We start from the raw sequence: 19,056 nt of genomic DNA, 5'->3' as shown, positions 1-19,056 counted from the left end.
ATCTATAAATATTTATATATATTCATATTTTTATTGTTTTATAGTTATATTTTTTTATATATAAATATTTATATTGTTATCTATTTAAATATTTATATTGCTATCTACTTATATATTTAAATTGTTATCTATTTAAAATTTTTGCCGCCTCTAAAGCATGGTAAGTAATAATTATATCAGCTCCAGCTCTCTTAATAGAAGTTAAAGTTTCCATCATTACTTTTTCTTCATCAATAACTCCAAGCTTTCCAGCCGCCTTAATCATAGCATACTCTCCACTCACATTATATGCAACAAGAGGTAAGTTAAAATTTTCCCTGCAATCTCTAATTATATCTAGATATGAAAGAGCTGGCTTAACCATTATAAAATCTGCGCCCTCTTCTATATCCATTTGAGTTTCACGAATAGCTTCCATTCTATTTCCTGGATCCATTTGATATGTCTTTCTATCTCCGAATTGCGGTGCTGAGTTTGCAGCATCTCTAAATGGTCCATAATAAGCTGAGCAGTACTTAGCTGAATAGCTCATTATACTAACATTTTTAAAATTGCTCTTATCTAAAGCCTGCCTTAATGATTCAATTCTTCCATCCATCATGTCAGAAGGCGCTATAATATCTGCACCAGCTTTTGCATGAGATACTGCTATCTTATTTAAATATTGTAAAGTTTCATCATTATCTACATATTCATCATGAATTATTCCACAATGCCCATGAGAAGTATATTCACACATACATACATCAGTGATAATAAGTAAATCTTTATCAAGTTTCTTTATTTCTCTTATTGCTTGTTGAACAATTCCATCATCATTATAGCTTTCAGAACCACATTCATCTTTATGATCTGGTATTCCAAAAAGAAGTATTCCAGAAATATCTGCTTCTCTAACTTCCTCAACTACTTCAAACAATTTGTCTACCGAATAATGATAAACTCCAGGCAATGATGATATTTCATTTTTTATATTTTTTCCTTCAACAACGAAAATAGGATAAATAAAATCCTTTGAATCTAAAGTTATTTCTCTAACCATATCTCGAATGGCAGCATTAACTCTAAGTCTTCTACCTCTTTTAATCACAATAAATACCTCCATTTTTTATGAATATTGTGAAACACTCAAAGTGAGTCGTAACCAACCGAAATAGAATACATATATGTATTCTATTTCTTTGTTTTGCCATCACTTTAAGTATTTCACTAAAGCCTTCTTAAATATTTATGTCTTTTGTATTTTAAGCATATAAACTGTATAAGATATTGTAAATATACTCCATTAAAAGTATTGATAAACTAGGAAATATAAAAATACTTGTCTAAATGCGCTTTACTTTAAATTTACACTAAATCAGAAATGGAATATATGTTTTTGCGGAGTTTTCATCAGAAGAGTCTGCTGGCCATGATTCTTAGAATATAAGTTGTTCCAAATGTGCTTGTTCAAAGCTGTGTCTTTGAAGCAAGCACTTTGGGCACAACTTATATTCTTAGAATCATCCGGCAAACTCTTCAGAGAACCGGAGCAAACACATATATTCCATTTCGGTTTTTAGCTGTAAACTAAATTTTTCATGAGACTGTAAGTATTTTTATATTTCGGTTGTTACCTCATCACTTTAAGCTCTACACAACATTCTTAATGTGTGCAAAGAGCCACGATTTCTTTTAAAAATCCTTCTTCTGAGTGTTCCTTGCATACAAATGCTTTTATTCCTAATTTCTCTATAGGTTCATTTGTTTTTGGTCCTATAGCTATAACCTGTTTTTTCTTAATTTCTTCTATTCCAAGCATTTCTACCATATTTTCAACCGTTGATGGGCTTGTAAAAAACACCATATCAACTTCATCAAAAGATCTTTTGTTAACTATTGCTCCACAAACCGTATCATATATGTAGACTTTATCTACACTTACTCCACAATTTGTAAGCTCTTCATAAATATATTTCCTGCTTTTTGCTGAACATGGCAAAAGTAAAGTTTCGTTTTCCATTAAATGAGGCTTTAGTATACTTACTAACCCTTCTCCAACAAATTCTTTAGCTTTTGCAAAACAAATAATTCCCCTTTGCTTTAAAGCGCTTGCAGTTGCAGCTCCTATTGCAGAAACTTTTGCTTTAATTCTTCTTACATCATAGTCTTTTTTAATAAGATAATCAAAAAATATTTCAACACTATTTACTGATGTAAACACAATATGATTATAGTTTTCTATGTTGTCTATGTAATTATCTAAGTTTTCAGAAGTATTCTTTATTTCTATTGAATTAAAACTTGTAACTTCAGCACCTAGCTCAACCAACTTATTCTTTAAATTCTCAGATTGTCTTCGCGACCTTGTAATGCATATATTTTTTCCAAACAAAGGTTTATTTTCATACCAGTTTAATTCTTTACTTAGGTTTACAACCTCGCCAACAACAATTATACATGGAGATTGTAAATTAGCTTCCTTTACTTTTTGTGAAATGTTCTCTAAAGTTCCTATTACCTTTTTTTGTTTAGCTGAAGTTCCCCTCATCACCACTCCGCATGGAACATCTGAATTTTTTCCATTCTTAATGAGCTCACTCACTATATTATCTAAATTGCTTAATCCCATCATAAATACTAATGTGCCTTCTTCCTCCGCTAAAGCCTTGAAGTTTACATTTAAATCTTGTGCTGATTTACCTGTAACAACATGAAAGCTTTGGGCTATCTTTCTATGAGTTATTGGGATTCCTGCATAATTTAAAGCAGCAATAGGAGATGTCACTCCTGGTATCACCTCAAAATCTATATTTTCATGGACTAAAGCTAATACTTCCTCTCCACCTCTTCCAAAAACATATGGGTCTCCACCTTTAATTCTTCCAACTATATGTCCTTCCTTTGCAAGTTTAACTAAAAGCTCATTAATTTCTTCCTGTGTTTTTGAATGAGCTCCTGGTTCTTTTCCACAATAATAGACTTCACAGTTTTCATTCAAGTAATTCAATATATTATTTGAAACTAATCTATCATAAAGGACAGCTGTACATTTTTTTAATACCTTAACAGCTTTTAATGTTAATAATTCTTCGTCTCCAGGACCTGTTCCTATTATATATACTTTACTCATATTCCAATTCTCCTATATCTCTAATATCTTATTAGCTAATTTTCTTCCAAGTTCGATATGATCTTCTTTATTTCCTAAAATATCTTTTTTAACTATTCTTCCACCTATGTCATATATCCCAATCATATATAAATCATCACCCTGAATTTCCGAATATGCTCCAATAAGGCTGTGACAATCACCGTTTAGCATTCTCATAAAGGTTCTTTCAGCTTCAACCGTTAGTTTGGCGTTTGAATCTTCTAGCTTTTTAAAATACTTTTTAGCATCACTAGTTTTCAGGCATTCAATACCCAGTGCACCTTGAGCAACTGCCGGTATAAATACTTTAGGATCAAAATACTCTGTAATTATAGCTTCTTCATTTAGTCTTTTCAGTCCAGCAGAAGCTAGTATAATACCATCTAAATTCTGACTCTTCATTTTCTCCAATCTAGTTTGGACATTTCCTCTAATTGAAACTATCTCTAAATCATTTCTTAAAAGTTTTAGCTGACAAGCTCTTCTTATACTGCTAGTTCCAATAATTGCACCTTTTCTAAGTTCTTTAAACGGGATGTTATCTTTAGAGATCAATACATCTCTTATATCTTCTCTCTCTGTTATTGCTGCTATTTCAAATTCAGAACTCAACTCATAAGGTACATCCTTCATACTATGAACAGCGCCATCCGCTCTTTTTTCTAAAAGTGCAACTTCTATATCTTTTACAAATAACCCTTTACCTCCAATCTTAGCTAAAGAAACATCTAGCTTTCTATCCCCTTCGGTAACTATAAGTAGTTTTTCGCTATCTATATCAAATCTCTCTTTTAAACTTTTCATTATTATTTCTGTCTGAGTCTGTGCTAATTTACTTTTTCTTGTTGCAATAATCAAATTATTCATTAATCTTTAATACCTCCACGCGTGTTATGTACATTTGCTTTACAATTCAAGAAGATAATCTACAATTTCCTTTGGGAATTTTTCTCTTAATACATTTTCACCTTTTCCCTCATCAAAAAACTTTTTAAAATTATCATTACTAGTAAGTTCTATTATATCATTTTTATACTCTGGAAGTCTTTTTGCTTTATTGCGTATTATTCCAATAAATTTGATAAAGTCATCATACTCTTCAATTATATTTTTTATTTTGCTCGCAAGGATAATTGCCCCTTTGGGATTGCCTTGTTTAGTGTTTAAGGCAAACGTTATATTTTCTGTCTTCCTTTGGATTGGAACAACTCCCATTCCATCCTTAAAATTTGATGAATCTATATATATTTTATAATTTTCCTCACAATAATCTCGTATTTTTATTTTTAAAACCTCATCATTGACTGCTATAACTATTAAGTGCTTATCTCTTAAAAAATCATAACTAAATTCTTCATTTATAAGATTAAGGCTTTCTTTAAAAGAATTTGCAAGTTTAATTATTTCTTCATCAAACTCCTTTGAAAGTACTTCTACATAGCACTTATTATTTACAAAATGTTTTGTTTTTATTGTGCCAGCTTTTCCTCCTCCAATTATTCCAACCCTAACTTTTTTAGATATCAAGGAAATATATGAATATTCTATTCCTTCGTCATAAATATCTTTTCTATTATCTTTATCCATTCATCACCACATCCCTTTAAAGTTTCTTCTTTAATAACTTCAATGGCTCTATTTATGTAAAAGTCAGATGTACTTTTAATCAATTTGCGTGCTAAAGCAATATCTTTCTCACTATTGCTTTTATGTTCAAAAGTTTCTATTCTGTTTTGATAAACCTCATTACCTAAGGATTTTAGCCTCTTAATAGTAGGAGAAATACTTCTTAATTTAAGCCACTCTTTATATTCATTCATATACTTTGTCATAATATATCTATGCTCTTCCATTTTTTCTTTTCGAAGCTTTTTATTCTCATCATCTATACGACTTATAGTGTCAATATTGTACACTTCTGTCCTTTCAATTAATGCGACTTCCTTTTCAACATCTCTAGGGACTGATAAATCATATATTACGAGTCTATCTCCACCTTCATTAATATCATCTCTTTTTACAACAGGGTGTGGTGCTGACGTACAGCTTATAATGCATTCAACTTCATCAATATATTGATTCTTTTCTTCGAAGCTAATTACTTTGACTCTTTCGTCATGAATCTCATCACTTATTTTACTGTTCCTCACAATCAAATACACAACATCTATATTATTAGATATTAGGTATTTCATGACAAGCTGCCCTACTTCCCCATAGCCTAAAAGCATAAATCTACTGCATCCATGAGTAATAGCTTCATTCACTACAATCGAAGCTGATGATACCGGAATTTCATATAATTTAGCTTCTTTTCTAAATCTTTTTCCGCAAGTAACTGCTTCTTGAAATAACCTGTGTAATTCTTGAGAAACAGCCTTTATACTTAAAGCTTCTTCATAAGCATCTTTAATTTGTCCTAAAATTTGATCTTCTCCTAATATTTTCGAATGAAATCCAGCGCATACTTCAAACAAATGCCTATATACGTCTTCATCACTAGTTATAAAAATATAACTCCTATATTCATAATCCCAATTAAAAGTATCAAAAATCTTTTTTAATAATTCTTCTTTATTAAAAGAAGCATTAAAATAAATTTCTGTTCTATTACATGTTGCTAAAATCACTACCTCATTTAAATCCTTAAGCAGCTCATTCATATATTCCCTATGTTTTTTAGGTTTTATTATAAACTTCTCTCTAATCTCCAGAGGAGTATTTTTTCTAATCCCCAATAAGCCTATCACGTATTGTCACCTCACAAGTTTCCTTCTACTTTATCCTAATAATATTTTAATATATACTATTATTACACAAAAAACATCTAATTCAAAATTAATTCTTAAAAAGTATAGTTTTTTATTCTCTGACATATTATTGACACATTGGGATATTATAATAAAAACATAAAGTAGTTAATTATTATTTACCCCTTATTAAATGATAAAGTCATTTAACTAAAAATGACAAAACCTAAGTACGAGAACCCCTAATCTCAGTGCTTAGGTTTTTTTATTTCCAAAAATTTCTAATTTTATGTTACACTAAAGGTATTGTTAACAACTGAAAGATAAGAATACTTGCAGTCTTATGAATTTTTAAGTTTACTGCTAAATAACCGAAATGGAATATATGTGTTTACTCCGGTTCCTTGAAGATTTTACTGGATGATTCTAAGAATATAAGTTGTACCCAAAGTGCTTGCTTCAAAGACTTTGCTTTGAACAAGCACATTTGGAACAACTTATATTCTAAGAATCATAGCCAGCAAAATCTTCTAATGAACGCTTCGTAAAAACATATATTCCATTTCTTTATTTATCAGAAACTTAAAGTAAGACTATATTCATGCAAGTATTTTTATATTTCTGTGACAGCAATACCTTTAATGATGAACTACTATGATCCGTTTTTCTAAAATAGTTATTGGTAAAAAGCCTAAAGTGATAGCAAAACAAAGAAAGAGAATACATATATGTGAAGCAGGCATTGAAAAATAAGCTCTGAAATATCTTAATGGGAAGTTGTTCCACCTTTTGCTTGTCCTGTGCTTGTCACAGGAACATGCAGAAGTGGTGCAACTTTCTATTTAGATATTCCTAGCGAAATTTTTCACAGCCCTGCGGAACATATATGTATTCTATTTCGGTTGTTCATTGCCTCACTTTAAGTTCTTCGCAATACCTTTAAGTATGTATTAATTAACATTAATTGGTTATACTCTTATAATGTAACATTAATTTAAGAGGTGAATATAATTATGCGAATACCAAAACATATAGGTATTATTCCTGATGGCAATAGACGTTGGGCTTTATCGAATTCATTGAGTAAAGATAGGGGCTATGATCATGGAATAAATCCAGGACTTGAAGTTTTTAAATTGTGCCAGAAGGAAAATGTACAGGAAGTAACCTTTTATGGATTTACAATAGATAATACAAAACGTCCAAGTGAACAAAAAATCGCTTTTACAAAAGCTTGTATTGATTCCGTTATGCTTTTAACTAAAGAAAATTGTGAAATATTAGTCTTAGGAAATACAGACTCAAACTGCTTTCCGGAGGAATTAATACCTTTTACAACAAGGAAAAAATTTGGTACTGGCGGAATCAAGGCAAATTTTCTAATTAATTATGGTTGGGAATGGGATTTAAATTTATTAAAACATAGTGATGCTTCTAAGAAACATATCCAACCATATTTGCATTCAAAGGATATATCAAGAATTGATCTTATTATAAGATGGGGTGGAAGAAGACGATTAAGTGGTTTATTACCAGTTCAATCTGTTTATTCAGATTTTTATATTTTAGATAATTATTGGCCTGATTTTAAAAAACAAGATTTTTATGATGCACTTTCTTGGTATGACGAACAAGATGTAACTTTAGGTGGTTAATATAATGTTCAAATAAATAGATTGGTAAAATTCCAATCTATTTATTATTTTTTGGAGATTTCTATACTAACTTGCAACCAGTAAATTTTTACGAATTATCTTTGTACTTTGTAATTAATTATAAATCTGCTATCATAATATTATGATTAAGGACATGCTCAGTCATAGAGATTACAAAAGTAAGCAAGGAGGAAACATAATATTATGATTAAATATGTTTTAATATATTTACTGATTATTAATTTAGGAGGCTTTTTAATTATGCTAATAGATAAACAAAGAGCTGTCCATAAGGAATGGAGAATATCTGAGAAAACTCTTATGAGCATTTCTATTTTAGGTGGCTCCATTGGTATGCTGATTGGAATGTCTACCTTTAGACATAAAACAAAGCACAAGAAGTTTACAATTGGAATTCCACTTATACTTCTTATTCAAATTTCTCTAAGCATATTATATTTAAAATATTAAACAATTCATGTGTTAATATTAGAAGTATTTTCTCAATTGAAATCTTTATTATCTAATAAATTTCCATGATATTTTCCTAATGTTAACACTGAAAAAATTGAACCTAAGAGTGCTAAAACCATATCCCACTGAGTATCCCAAACATCTCCCTGTGTTCCTAAAAAAGCGGTCGCGCTTTCGCCAGTAATTCTTGCCACAGCGAATTCCACTATTTCATATGAAGCACTTATTGCAAGGCAAATTGATATTGTAATAAAATTTACCCATGCATTATTTTTAACAATTTTATTCTTCATAAGAATTTCTCTAATAACTATTGCTGGTATAAACCCTTGTGCAAAATGCCCTAGCCTATCGTAATAATTTCTACTTAATTCAAAAGTATCCTTTATCCAGTTAAATAAAGGCATTTCTGCATAAGTATAATGACCGCCTACTATTAATATAACTGCATGAAACCAAACCAGAATATAAACTAAGTTAGTAAACATGAATTTATTATAAGTAAGCACTAAAGCCGTAATTCCTATTATTGCTGGAAAGACTTCTAAAAACCATGTAAATCTATCATACGGATTTATTCCTGAAATAATTAAGATAATAATTATACTAATCAGCAACATTAAATGAACTTTTTTTCCTTTCATTAGTATCCTCCTCAACTATGACTTCTGCAAAACTGATATGAAAAGAGCGAGCACTTTATTCTTTTTATAATCTAATCATAAAATACTCGCTCTTTTATTATATTATTAAATATATACATATAATAATATTTACATACAAATTTTTTAAAGTGTATTAAGATCAAAAGGTGTATTTTGGTATACACAATAATTTAACCAGTTTCCAAAAACTATGCTAGCAGGTCCTCTCCATATATAGAGTGGTTTTTGATTTACATCATCATTTCTAAAATAGTTTTTAGGTATGGCTATTTCATCGCCTTTTTCCTTATCTCTTATATACTCGTCCATTAATGTATTTCTATCATATTCCATATGTCCAGTTACAAATACATTTCTTCTATCTTTTGTAGCTACAATAAATATGCCAGCTTCTTCAGATTCAGATAAGATTTCAAGTTCTGGAACCCTTTCTATATCTTCACGCTTAACTTCAGTATGTCTAGAATGAGGCGCATAAAACACATCATCTAATCCTCTCGTTAAATCCGCTTTCTCATCATTTACCCAGTGTGAAAATACTCCAAACATTTTTTCTTTAAGCATATATTTAGGTATGTTATAGTGATAATACAAACCTGCCTGAGCTCCCCAGCAAATGTAGAATGTTGAAAATACGTGCGTTTTACTCCATTCCATTATTTCTGTTAGTTCCTTCCAATATGTAACCTCCTCGAAAGACATTTGTTCAACCGGAGCTCCAGTTATTAGAAGACCGTCAAATTTTTCGTGCTTTATATCATCAAAATAACTGTAAAACTTGTCTAAATGTTCTGATGGTGTATTCTGAGAAGTATAACTCTTAGTTTGAATTAGTTTTATTTCTACTTGTAATGGTGTATTAGATAAATATCTTAATAATTGATTTTCTGTCACTATTTTTTTAGGCATTAAATTAAGAATTGCAATTTTTAATGGCCTTATATCTTGATTATTAGCCCTCTCTTCATTCATTATGAATATATTTTCATTAGATAAAACCTGAAATGCTGGTAATTCTATTGGAATTTTTATTGGCATCCTTTAATTCCCCCCAATTTTAGTATTTCTTCTTTGAAATAGTTATTAAATTTTTTGTGTATAATTATTATTATATCAAAAATCTATACCTTATCAATAAAATATGACGAATATCTTTTCATCAAGTCTTTGAATTATATTTATGCTATACTAATTAATATATGTGAACAAAAGGAGGATACTTTAATGATAAAAAAAGAAAATGTTATGACAGGCTTTGTAGGTACTTATACTAAGAATAAGAGTAAAGGTATTTATACGTTTAATTTTAATATAGAATCTGGAAATATTGAAGAAGTAAATTTAGCTTATGAAATTGAAAATCCCACTTATTTGATCGCTGATAAAGAAAATCAGATTATTTATTCTACATGCAAAATCAATGAAAAAGCTGGTGTCTCTTCCTTCAAATATTTAAGTGAACAAACTGATCTTCATCTTATTAATAACAATCTTTCAGAGGAGAAACCTCCTTGTCATGTAAATATAGGCAACAACAAGCAAATGCTGATCTCATCAAACTACCACGAAAACAAGATGATAGTTTATAAAACTCAAGATGGCTTAATATTAAATTCTCCTATGATTGGAAGCCACAGTGGATCTAGCATGAACCCTTCAAGACAAGAAAAACCTCATATTCATTGTTCCATGTTTACTGCAGATGAAAAATATATTTTATCGATTGATTTAGGTATTGATAAAATGATGGTTTATACATTAGAAGAAAATAACCTTATTCAAAGGGATGATATTAGTTTCTCTTTCCCTGCCGGAAGTGGTCCAAGGCATCTAACTTATTTAAAAACAGCACCTTTTTATTATGTTCTGAGCGAATTAACTTCTGAAATTTTTGTTTTTAAATATACTCCAACCTCTAAAGTCCCTTTTGATAATATTCAAACACTAAGCAGCCTACATCAGAAATATAAAGGCGAAAAATCTGGTGCTGCAATACGTATTCATGAGAATAATAAGTTCTTATATACCTCAGACAGAGGTAATAATTCCTTAAGTTTATTTATAATAAACGAATTAGATGGAACTTTAACTTTTGTAGATAGTTTCTCTTGTGAAGGAATCTCTCCAAGAGACTTTCAGATAGATCCTACAGGTAGATTTTTGCTTTGTGCCAATGAAAATACTGATAATATTTCTATCTTTTCTATTGATCCGTCATTAGGAACTTTGGCATTTGTTAACTCTTGTTCTATTCCAACACCTACATGTATAGAATTTATTTAAAAAATATTGAGATGGGTATCAATGATATCCATCTTTTTGTATATAAGCAAACAAAAATTTTGTTGTTTTAAAAAATAAATTCCATATAATAATAATATTTATTTATCATAAGTTTATCCTATATATAATACTATATTTAATAAGAATATTTATTTTTAGTTAAACCTTTTCTGACTTTGACAAAATTAACTATATTAAATTATAATAAGAAAATATATTTTTGCGGATATTCCTATACATATCTAATTATAACTGCAGAAAAGGAGGACATTATTTTGGATAAACAAACATTAATAAATCATATCAAAGCATCAAACAAAAGTATAAAGTGTGATTTAGTGATAAAAAACGTAACTATTATTGACGTTTTTAATAAAGATAAATTTGTAGATAGTGTTGGTGTTAAAGATGGCTATATAGTTGGTATTGGAGACTACGATGGATATCAAGTTATAGATGGCACAAATAAATATATTTGTCCCGGACTTATCGATTCACATTGTCATATAGAATCAAGTTTAGTTCCCCCAAGCGAATATTATAAACTAGCCTTATTAAATGGGATTACTTCTGTAATTACAGACCCTCATGAAATCTCAAATGTTATGGGAACTGATGGTATAAACTTTATGCTCGATTCGTCAAAAGAAATTCCTTTTGATGTATACTTTATGCTTCCTTCTTGTGTTCCTGGTACTAGTTTCGAGAGTTCTGGCGCAACCTTGTTATCTAAAGATCTAAAAGACTTTTATTTAAATGATAAAGTTTTAGGTTTGGCTGAAGTTATGGATTATCCGGCAGTATCAGATTGCAAAGATAATATGGTTGATAAACTTTTAGATGCTATAAATTGTAATAAAGTTATCGATGGACATAGTGCAGGCTTTAATTCTATGATGACAAATACCTATAGAAGTGCCAATATTCTAACTGATCATGAATGTAATAACTCAGAAGAAGCTATAGACAAGGTCAGACGTGGAATGTATGTTTTAATTCGCGAAGGCAGTGTTGCTAAAAATTTAAAGGAATTACTACCAGCAGTTAATGAAGGAAATAGCAGTAGATTTTGCTTATGTACCGACGATAAACACATTGATGATATAGCTCATAATGGATCAATTAACAGTTCTATAGTTTATGCAGTACAAACTGGCTTAAAACCTGAAACAGCTATTCAAATGGCAACTATTAATCCTTCTAATTTATACAGGCTTAATAATAAAGGAGCAATTGCACCTGGATATATTGCTGATTTTATTATACTAGATGATTTAGAGGAATTTAATATATCCAGCGTATACAAAGATGGTAAACTAGTTGTGAATGATAATAAATTGATTAATATAAAAACTGCAGTATCACCTTCTAGCATTATTTATAAAAACACTATAAACCTTCCTAAGTTAGATGAGAGCAGCTTTAATATCAGAATTAATAAAGATTATAGTAAACTTAATATTATCGAAATAATTCCAAATAAATTAGAGAGCATTCATTTAAAGCTTAATATTTCAGATATTGATTCATTAAAAAATAATAATTCTGAATCTTTTCACTGTTCACTTAGGGATGATTTAATAAAAATTGCTGTTATTGAAAGACATAAAGCATCAGGCAATATAGGACTTGGAATATTAAAAGGACTTGGAATTAAAGAAGGTGCTGTAGGAACTACAATTGCCCACGATTCACATAATCTGATTCTTGCTGGAACAAATGATAAAGATATGTTATTTTCTGCTAAGGAACTTGAAAAAATGCACGGTGGAATAATAGTGGTTAAAAACGAAAAAGTGCTTGCACATATTCAACTAGAAATTGGTGGTCTTATGACTAACAGAAAATATACAGAAATTGAAAATGAATTAGAAAAACTTCACTTAGCTATTAAACTAATAGCACCTGATATTAATTTCAATCCATTTTTAACACTCTCATTCTTATCATTGCCGGTAATTCCTGATTTAAAAATTACTGATAGGGGATTATTTGATGTTATTAATTTTAAATTTATAGATATTTGTGAATAATAATAATTACTACATTAAAATATAATACTAAAAAATAAGGCAGCATGTTTTTATTGTCATTCCAGGAATTCAAAAATTTTAATTCCTAAGAACTTTAATAAAAACATGCTGTTTATTTCTATATCTTTATGCTTGAAATTCGTATTTAACTTTTGTAATTACAATTGATATCTCTTTAATAAGTTCAACTTTTTCGTTTATTCTGCTAACCCTATTACTTTCAATTATCTTTAAAGTCGGCCTTAACGGAAAACCTGGCACTGTTTCTTCAACTATTGCAGTCTCCCCAGTGCTGATTTCTACGATAGTCCCTTTGGGATATGGAATTACTATCCTACAAAAAGTATTAACAATATTATAATCAAACATTGTCCCTGCATTTGACATCAGAAATTCTAAAACATCACTTGGAAACATTGCTCTTTTACTCGGTAAATCTGTTGATAAATTATCATAGATATTTGCAATGCTTACTATGTTACTTAGATCAACAATATTATCTTTGTCTAGCCCATCGGGATATCCATTTCCATCAGGTCTTTCATGATGTTGAAGAACTATAAGCTTACTTAAACTATTTATATTATAAGTGCTTGATAAATACTTATATCCAAGCCTTGGATGCTGCTTCACTATTTCTTTATCCTCATCACTTAAGTCACCTTGTTTGTCTAAAATTTCTTTTGGTAAAAGCGATTTACCAATATCATGGATTAAAGCTCCAATACAAAGAGCCTCTAATTTCTTTTTTGGTAATTGAAATGCTATACCTAATGTGAGTGAAATTACGGCAACATTTACACAATGTGAATAAGTATAATTATTCATACTTCGAATATCAACTAATGCAAGCATTACATCTTTACGATTTAGTATATCATCTATTATACTCACAGCCATTTTACCTATATTATAAAAATAACTTTGTTCCTGCCATGTATAATCACTTTCTCTATCCCGTACTGCGTTCTTTCCATTAAGTCTTCCAATATTAGAAAAGGCTTCTTTTATTGTTATAATTGCCTTTTGTCTCAATTCTGGTTTAATTATATCTTCAATTTCTTCATCACTATACTTATCAACAATATATATGGATAAAATATTTATTTGTTTAATTTTCGCAATTGTATTTTCTCTTAAAACTACTCCTGCTCTTAGTAATATCCTACCGTCTACATCATATAGGGATTTACCAAGCACTGTATTTGGTTTTACATTTTCAATCGGGACTAACCTCATAGCGTATATCCCCCCTAATTGCTATAGTATCTCCCATTCCCCTTATAATTATTTATTATGTGGCTCAATCCCTTATTATAGTTTATTTAAATAATATTTAGAATTTAAATTACTCTACTGATTCATTTAATATAATATAAATTTCTCTATTACAAGAGCTATTCCGTCTTCATCATTTGAAGAAGTAATAAATTCCGCAGCCTCTTTAACTTCATCAGTTGCATTACCCATCGCAACACCAAGTCCTGCATACTTAACCATAGATAAATCATTTCCTGCATCTCCACAAGCTATTATTTCCTCTTGTTTAATACCAAGATGCTCTCCAAGCCTTTTTAGTCCAAGACCTTTATCAACTTCTTTATTGGTAAATTCCAAGAAAAATGGAGCGCTTTTAAATACACTGTATTTTTCATATACTTCATTAGGCAATTTTTCTATTGCAGGATCTAGCATTTCCTGTGGATCTATCATCATAACCTTTATTATATCTTCATCATCATCAACTTCACTAAAATCCTTTATAGTAAAATCAATTCCGTTTAATGTAGCCTCATATTCAGTATATTGACTAGCTTTTGGAGCTATTAATCCTTCCTTAGCAGAAAAAGCATGTATATTAATATTAAGACTTTTACTTATTTCATATATATATTTTAAGTCAGAACCCTTTAAAGATACTTTAGACACAATTTCTCCAGTCTTTGTATTTTGAACTAAACCTCCATTGAAGCTAAGTACAAAATCATCTCCCTTTAATAAATCTAATTCTTCCAAATATCTAGTTAATCCAGCCAATGGTCTCCCTGATGCTAAAACTATCTTAACTCCTTTTTTCTCTGCCGCCTTTATTGCTGCTTCATTACTTTCTGATACTTTTTTATCACTTGTAAGTAATGTTCCATCCATATCTAATGCAATTAATTTGTACATATAAATCCTCCAATTGTGTAATTATTGTTTGCTATTCTTTTCTATAGTTTATCTCTATTTTCTACTTATTTCAATTAATTCAATTAATAAATTATTAATTTTTATTAATCATCTAAATTTGTAACTAATAAGATTTTTTTTTCATATTATGAATTATATCGAAAACTTATGAGGTAACATTTATGCTTGAATCTTTATTATTAGTATCTTCATTATGTATAGATTCCTTTGTTGCAAGTGTGGCTTATGGTACATCTAAAATTAAAATACCACCTTTATCAATGATAATAATAAATTTAGTATGTACTCTTACCCTTGCTTGTTCTTTATTTGTTGGATCTATATTTAAAAGCTTTCTTCCAAGTAACGTCCCTATTTATCTTGGATTTTCACTTTTAATGTTACTTGGAATATATAGACTATTCGAATTTATTTTTAAGTCATATATTACCAAATGTTCAAAATCTGATAAACCATTAACTTTTAAACTCTTTGATTTTCAATTTATATTGCAGGTATATGCCGATGAAATTAAAGCTGACTTTGATAAATCAAAATGCTTAAATGTTAAAGAATCTGTTTATTTAGCTTTAGCACTTTCTCTAGATAGTCTGGCTGTTGGATTTAGCTCTAGTTTATGTAGCATTAATTATATACAAGTTCTAATATTATGCTTTATCGTTGGAATGTTCTGCGTATCTCTTGGTGTATTTTTGGGAAGAAAATTTGCTCAAAAGTTACATTTTGAACTATCTTGGCTTTCAGGCGTACTATTAATACTATTGGCAATACTTCGAGTTTTAAAATAAATTCTTATGAAACTAGATATTATTTTAAAATACCCCTTTGTTACTTAGTAATTTAAAGCTAAAAATAAAATCATTAATTACTTATCGAGAATTTCGATACACAAGATCTCAAAATAAAGAGCACTCTTATTATTGGTGCATATGCCTTTATTAACTTGCATAGCACTTAATAAGAATGCTCTTTATTATTTAAAATAATACTTTATAAATTAACAAATCTATTAAATTGTTTATCTAATTCATCCAAATTAGACTCTAAAAATCTATGAAACGTTTCTTTCTCTAACCTATATGAAAATATTGGCGAATTTAAAAACTTCAAAAATTCTTCTGTTAACTCCATAATCTCTTCCTCTGGGACTTTATAAACTTCTCTGAGGACATCGAAGAAACTGCCACCTTGATGCTGCTTTAGCCTTATTTCAGCAGTATATGTTACGCTTGATAGTTTATCTCCGCCGAATACCTCTACCTGTTCTTGTATTGATCCATACCCTTTTTTCAACATATCAATATATTCATTTATAATTGCCTCTTTAGAGTTTCCTATATTTTTTCTTGCAATTATATTCTTTAAAACCTCATATGACTTTTCTTCTGATATCCAGAACGCTTGCTCAAGCACATCTGTCATTTTATAAAAGGTTTTCCCTTTTATATTTGCTCTTGCACGATCTTCTATATATTTTAATAATTTCTCTTCAGTAATTGTTAACATTTATCCTCACCTCTACCCCTAAAGCTTAATTATTTCCTTTAGCTTATTAATATCAATATTCTTTTCAAATAACTTTGATAACTTGTCGTATTCATTATCTTTATACTCATTAACTTTTTCAACAATTGTTTCTTCTGATATTTTTATATTACTATTTTCCTTAAGAGAAGCTATAAATGAACTTATAAACTCTTCTGATTCAAAAATCCCATGAAGATATGTTCCTGCAACCATTTTCTCGTTATCACATACCCCCACAATATTTCCATCCAAATCTTTCATAAACGGAAGTGACTTTTTGCCCACCTTACTTATTCCATTATGAATTTCATAACCAGTTATTGTACTGCCTTCTATAGATCTTATTAATTTAAGGTCACATAATATACTGGCTTTTGTCTGCTTTGTAATTTTTGATTCATTGAATCTTGTTTTTATATCTAAAAATCCAAAACCATCTTCCTGAGAAATATTTCCTTCTACACCCAATTTATCAAGAACTAAAGTACCAAGCATCTGGTATCCACCACATATACCGAACACCGGAGTACCCTTTTCTTTCAGTTCTATTATTTTATCAAATAATTTATTTTCCTTTATATATCGTAAATCTTCAATTGTATTTTTAGTACCTGGGATAATTATCAAATTCGGATTTTTTAACTCACTACGTTTTGAAACATATCTAACCGTTACACCTGGAATTCGTTCTAGAACATTAAAATCTGTGAAATTAGACATATGTAATAGTCTAATTACAACAATATCAAGAGTTCCTTCTTCCTCTTCGTTTCTAATTCTCTCAGTTACACTATCTTCATCTTCTATATCAAATTTTTCATAAGGCATTACTCCAAGAACAGGTATATTTATAATTTCCTCTAATTGCTTTATAGCCGGTTTAAATAAGTCTATATTACCTCTAAATTTATTTATTATTACACCTTTTATTCTCTCACGCTCTTCTTGCGATAACAATTGAATAGTCCCAACAATTGATGCAAAAACTCCACCTCTATCTATATCTGAGACCAAAATTACAGGCGCATTTGCTAATTCAGCCATAGCCATATTAGAAATATCACTATCTTTTAAATTTATCTCCGCACAACTTCCCGAACCTTCTAATACAATTACATCGTGTCCTTCACTTAATTTAGAGTATGCATCTTTTACTTGTACTTTTAAATTTTCATTTAATTCCCTATATTTATAAGGCTCAATTTTGCAATAAACTTTCCCATTTACTATTACTTGTGTATAATCGCCGCTAGGTTTTAATAATACTGGATTCATTAAAGCGTCTGGCTCTATTTTACATGCCTCTGCTTGTACAACTTGTGCTCTTCCCATCTCCAACCCATCTTTTGTCACATAGGAATTCAATGAAATATTTAATGCCTTAAAAGGAGCTACATCTAAACCCTGATTTTTCAAATATCTACATAGGGCTGTGGCTAAAGTACTTTTTCCAACAGAAGATGCTGTACCTAAAAACATTATACTTTTTTTATCCATTTATTTACCCCTCTCAAATTCATTTATAATACTTAATTGTCAATATTCAAATTTTAGTCTCCAATGTTTACTTGTGAAAATCAAATTCTAAATTATCGAGGCTAATTGTTCTCTAGTCTTTAAATTTTTATCGTTAAATATCCAAAGTCTCCAACTATTTCTTTATTAACTTTATCGAATTTGATACCATGTTTAAATATTGGACCATCAAACACTAATGTGTGATATTCTCCATTTTCTCCACTTGGATCACATCCTAATTTTTTTATTTCATTAACAACTTCTTTAGTTAGCTCTTCCCCAAGAAATTCTATTCCTAAGGCATTTAAATTTACTTTTTTAATCACAGCTTTGAAACCATAATCTATAAATTCATTTGTTAAACTTTCTCTATTTTCTTGCCACAAAGGAAATACGCCATTTATTTCTGCCGCATTACACCTGTCTAAACACCATTTTTTATGTGCTTCTATATCGATATCTCCAAATACACAAACTTCTGCGCCTTTATCTTTTGAAACTTTTAATGCTTTTTCAAATTCTTCTTCATAATTCTTATTACCACTACAATCTATTACTGTAAGTGGAATTTCTAATTCTTTAGAAACTTTCTCTAAAATATCCCTAGGTATTTTATGAAAGCAAGAATCATTTTGATTATCAAATGTAACTAATAATTCAATTACTTCATAGCCATTTTTAATCATTCTATATAAAGATAATATACTATCTTTACCACCACTAAATGATATTACAACTTTCCCTTTATTCATATTACTTACCTCTTTTTTTAATATTATTTAAGTTCAAATTCTCCACCTGATATTAATATTACTCTTTATTTAC

The 19,056-nt window shown here is 29.4% G+C and carries 17 protein-coding genes; 5 read left to right on the top strand and 12 right to left on the bottom strand.

Annotated features, from left to right (window positions below; genetic code table 11):
* Positions 1-124 precede the first annotated feature (124 nt).
* The 5 genes from hemB to hemA all read right to left on the bottom strand — a co-directional run bounded on the left by hemB (position 125) and on the right by hemA (position 5,883).
* Positions 125-1,090, bottom strand: a complete 966-nt coding sequence (gene hemB / locus CLCHR_RS20870) for a porphobilinogen synthase (RefSeq protein WP_079441848.1) — start codon at positions 1,088-1,090, stop codon at positions 125-127.
* Positions 1,091-1,645: 555 nt separating this feature from the next.
* Complete coding sequence (gene cobA, locus CLCHR_RS20865) at positions 1,646-3,112, bottom strand: uroporphyrinogen-III C-methyltransferase (RefSeq protein WP_079441847.1); 1,467 nt, start codon at positions 3,110-3,112, stop codon at positions 1,646-1,648.
* 12 nt (positions 3,113-3,124) lie between these two features.
* Positions 3,125-4,000, bottom strand: a complete 876-nt coding sequence (gene hemC, locus CLCHR_RS20860; protein WP_079441846.1) for a hydroxymethylbilane synthase — start codon at positions 3,998-4,000, stop codon at positions 3,125-3,127.
* Between the two features lie 39 nt (positions 4,001-4,039).
* Complete coding sequence (locus CLCHR_RS20855) at positions 4,040-4,720, bottom strand: NAD(P)-dependent oxidoreductase (protein WP_079441845.1); 681 nt, start codon at positions 4,718-4,720, stop codon at positions 4,040-4,042.
* Complete coding sequence (hemA, locus tag CLCHR_RS20850; RefSeq protein ID WP_079441844.1) at positions 4,678-5,883, bottom strand: glutamyl-tRNA reductase; 1,206 nt, start codon at positions 5,881-5,883, stop codon at positions 4,678-4,680. The genes CLCHR_RS20855 and hemA overlap by 43 nt, the downstream gene beginning before the upstream one ends.
* Positions 5,884-6,896: 1,013 nt before the next feature.
* Here hemA and CLCHR_RS20845 point away from each other — a divergent pair.
* The gene (locus CLCHR_RS20845; RefSeq protein ID WP_079441843.1) at positions 6,897-7,538 is read left to right on the top strand and encodes an undecaprenyl diphosphate synthase family protein; all 642 of its coding nucleotides are present in this window, start codon (positions 6,897-6,899) and stop codon (positions 7,536-7,538) included.
* Positions 7,539-7,742: 204 nt separating this feature from the next.
* The gene (locus tag CLCHR_RS20840) at positions 7,743-8,009 is read left to right on the top strand and encodes a DUF1294 domain-containing protein (RefSeq protein WP_079441842.1); all 267 of its coding nucleotides are present in this window, start codon (positions 7,743-7,745) and stop codon (positions 8,007-8,009) included.
* Between the two features lie 32 nt (positions 8,010-8,041).
* On the opposite strand, the gene CLCHR_RS20835 is transcribed toward CLCHR_RS20840, so the two are convergent.
* A complete protein-coding gene (locus tag CLCHR_RS20835) occupies positions 8,042-8,656 on the bottom strand; it encodes a DUF2238 domain-containing protein (protein ID WP_079441841.1) in 615 nt (204 codons plus the stop codon).
* 144 nt (positions 8,657-8,800) lie between these two features.
* Positions 8,801-9,715 carry a homoserine O-acetyltransferase MetA gene (metA, locus tag CLCHR_RS20830; RefSeq protein WP_079441840.1) on the bottom strand — a complete coding sequence of 305 codons (915 nt, stop codon included), beginning with the start codon at positions 9,713-9,715 and terminating at the stop codon, positions 8,801-8,803.
* A gap of 186 nt (positions 9,716-9,901) precedes the next feature.
* Between metA and CLCHR_RS20825 the strand changes: the two genes are divergently transcribed.
* Positions 9,902-10,960, top strand: coding sequence for a lactonase family protein (locus CLCHR_RS20825; RefSeq protein WP_079441839.1), 1,059 nt, complete (start codon positions 9,902-9,904; stop codon positions 10,958-10,960).
* A gap of 275 nt (positions 10,961-11,235) precedes the next feature.
* Positions 11,236-12,993 (top strand): adenine deaminase, encoded by a 1,758-nt coding sequence (gene ade / locus CLCHR_RS20820; protein WP_079441838.1) that lies wholly within the window; start codon positions 11,236-11,238, stop codon positions 12,991-12,993.
* A 126-nt stretch (positions 12,994-13,119) separates the two neighbouring features.
* Here ade and CLCHR_RS20815 read toward each other — a convergent pair whose 3' ends face one another.
* Together CLCHR_RS20815 and yidA are read right to left on the bottom strand one after the other, a co-directional pair.
* Positions 13,120-14,232, bottom strand: a complete 1,113-nt coding sequence (locus tag CLCHR_RS20815) for an HD-GYP domain-containing protein (RefSeq protein WP_079441837.1) — start codon at positions 14,230-14,232, stop codon at positions 13,120-13,122.
* A gap of 126 nt (positions 14,233-14,358) precedes the next feature.
* On the bottom strand, positions 14,359-15,165 hold the full coding sequence (gene yidA, locus CLCHR_RS20810; RefSeq protein ID WP_079441836.1) for a sugar-phosphatase: 807 nt from the start codon (positions 15,163-15,165) through the stop codon (positions 14,359-14,361).
* Positions 15,166-15,347: 182 nt separating this feature from the next.
* Between yidA and ytaF the strand changes: the two genes are divergently transcribed.
* Entirely contained in the window at positions 15,348-15,974 is a 627-nt protein-coding gene (ytaF, locus tag CLCHR_RS20805) for a sporulation membrane protein YtaF (protein ID WP_079441835.1), read from the top strand.
* Between the two features lie 202 nt (positions 15,975-16,176).
* Here ytaF and CLCHR_RS20800 read toward each other — a convergent pair whose 3' ends face one another.
* From CLCHR_RS20800 to CLCHR_RS20790, 3 genes are all read right to left on the bottom strand, one after another.
* A complete protein-coding gene (locus CLCHR_RS20800; protein ID WP_079441834.1) occupies positions 16,177-16,692 on the bottom strand; it encodes a hypothetical protein in 516 nt (171 codons plus the stop codon).
* A gap of 18 nt (positions 16,693-16,710) precedes the next feature.
* Positions 16,711-18,210: a cobyric acid synthase gene (locus CLCHR_RS20795; protein WP_079441833.1), complete on the bottom strand. Its 1,500-nt coding sequence runs from the start codon at positions 18,208-18,210 to the stop codon at positions 16,711-16,713.
* Positions 18,211-18,329: 119 nt separating this feature from the next.
* Positions 18,330-18,983 carry a Dph6-related ATP pyrophosphatase gene (locus CLCHR_RS20790; protein WP_079441832.1) on the bottom strand — a complete coding sequence of 218 codons (654 nt, stop codon included), beginning with the start codon at positions 18,981-18,983 and terminating at the stop codon, positions 18,330-18,332.
* Between the last annotated feature and the right edge of the window lie 73 nt (positions 18,984-19,056).

It is taken from the genome of Clostridium chromiireducens (genome assembly GCF_002029255.1).
Classification (GTDB): Bacteria; Bacillota; Clostridia; order Clostridiales; family Clostridiaceae; genus Clostridium; species Clostridium chromiireducens.
The sequence above is the reverse complement of the archived record's forward strand: the minus strand, read 5'-3'. Positions and strand labels throughout refer to the sequence as shown.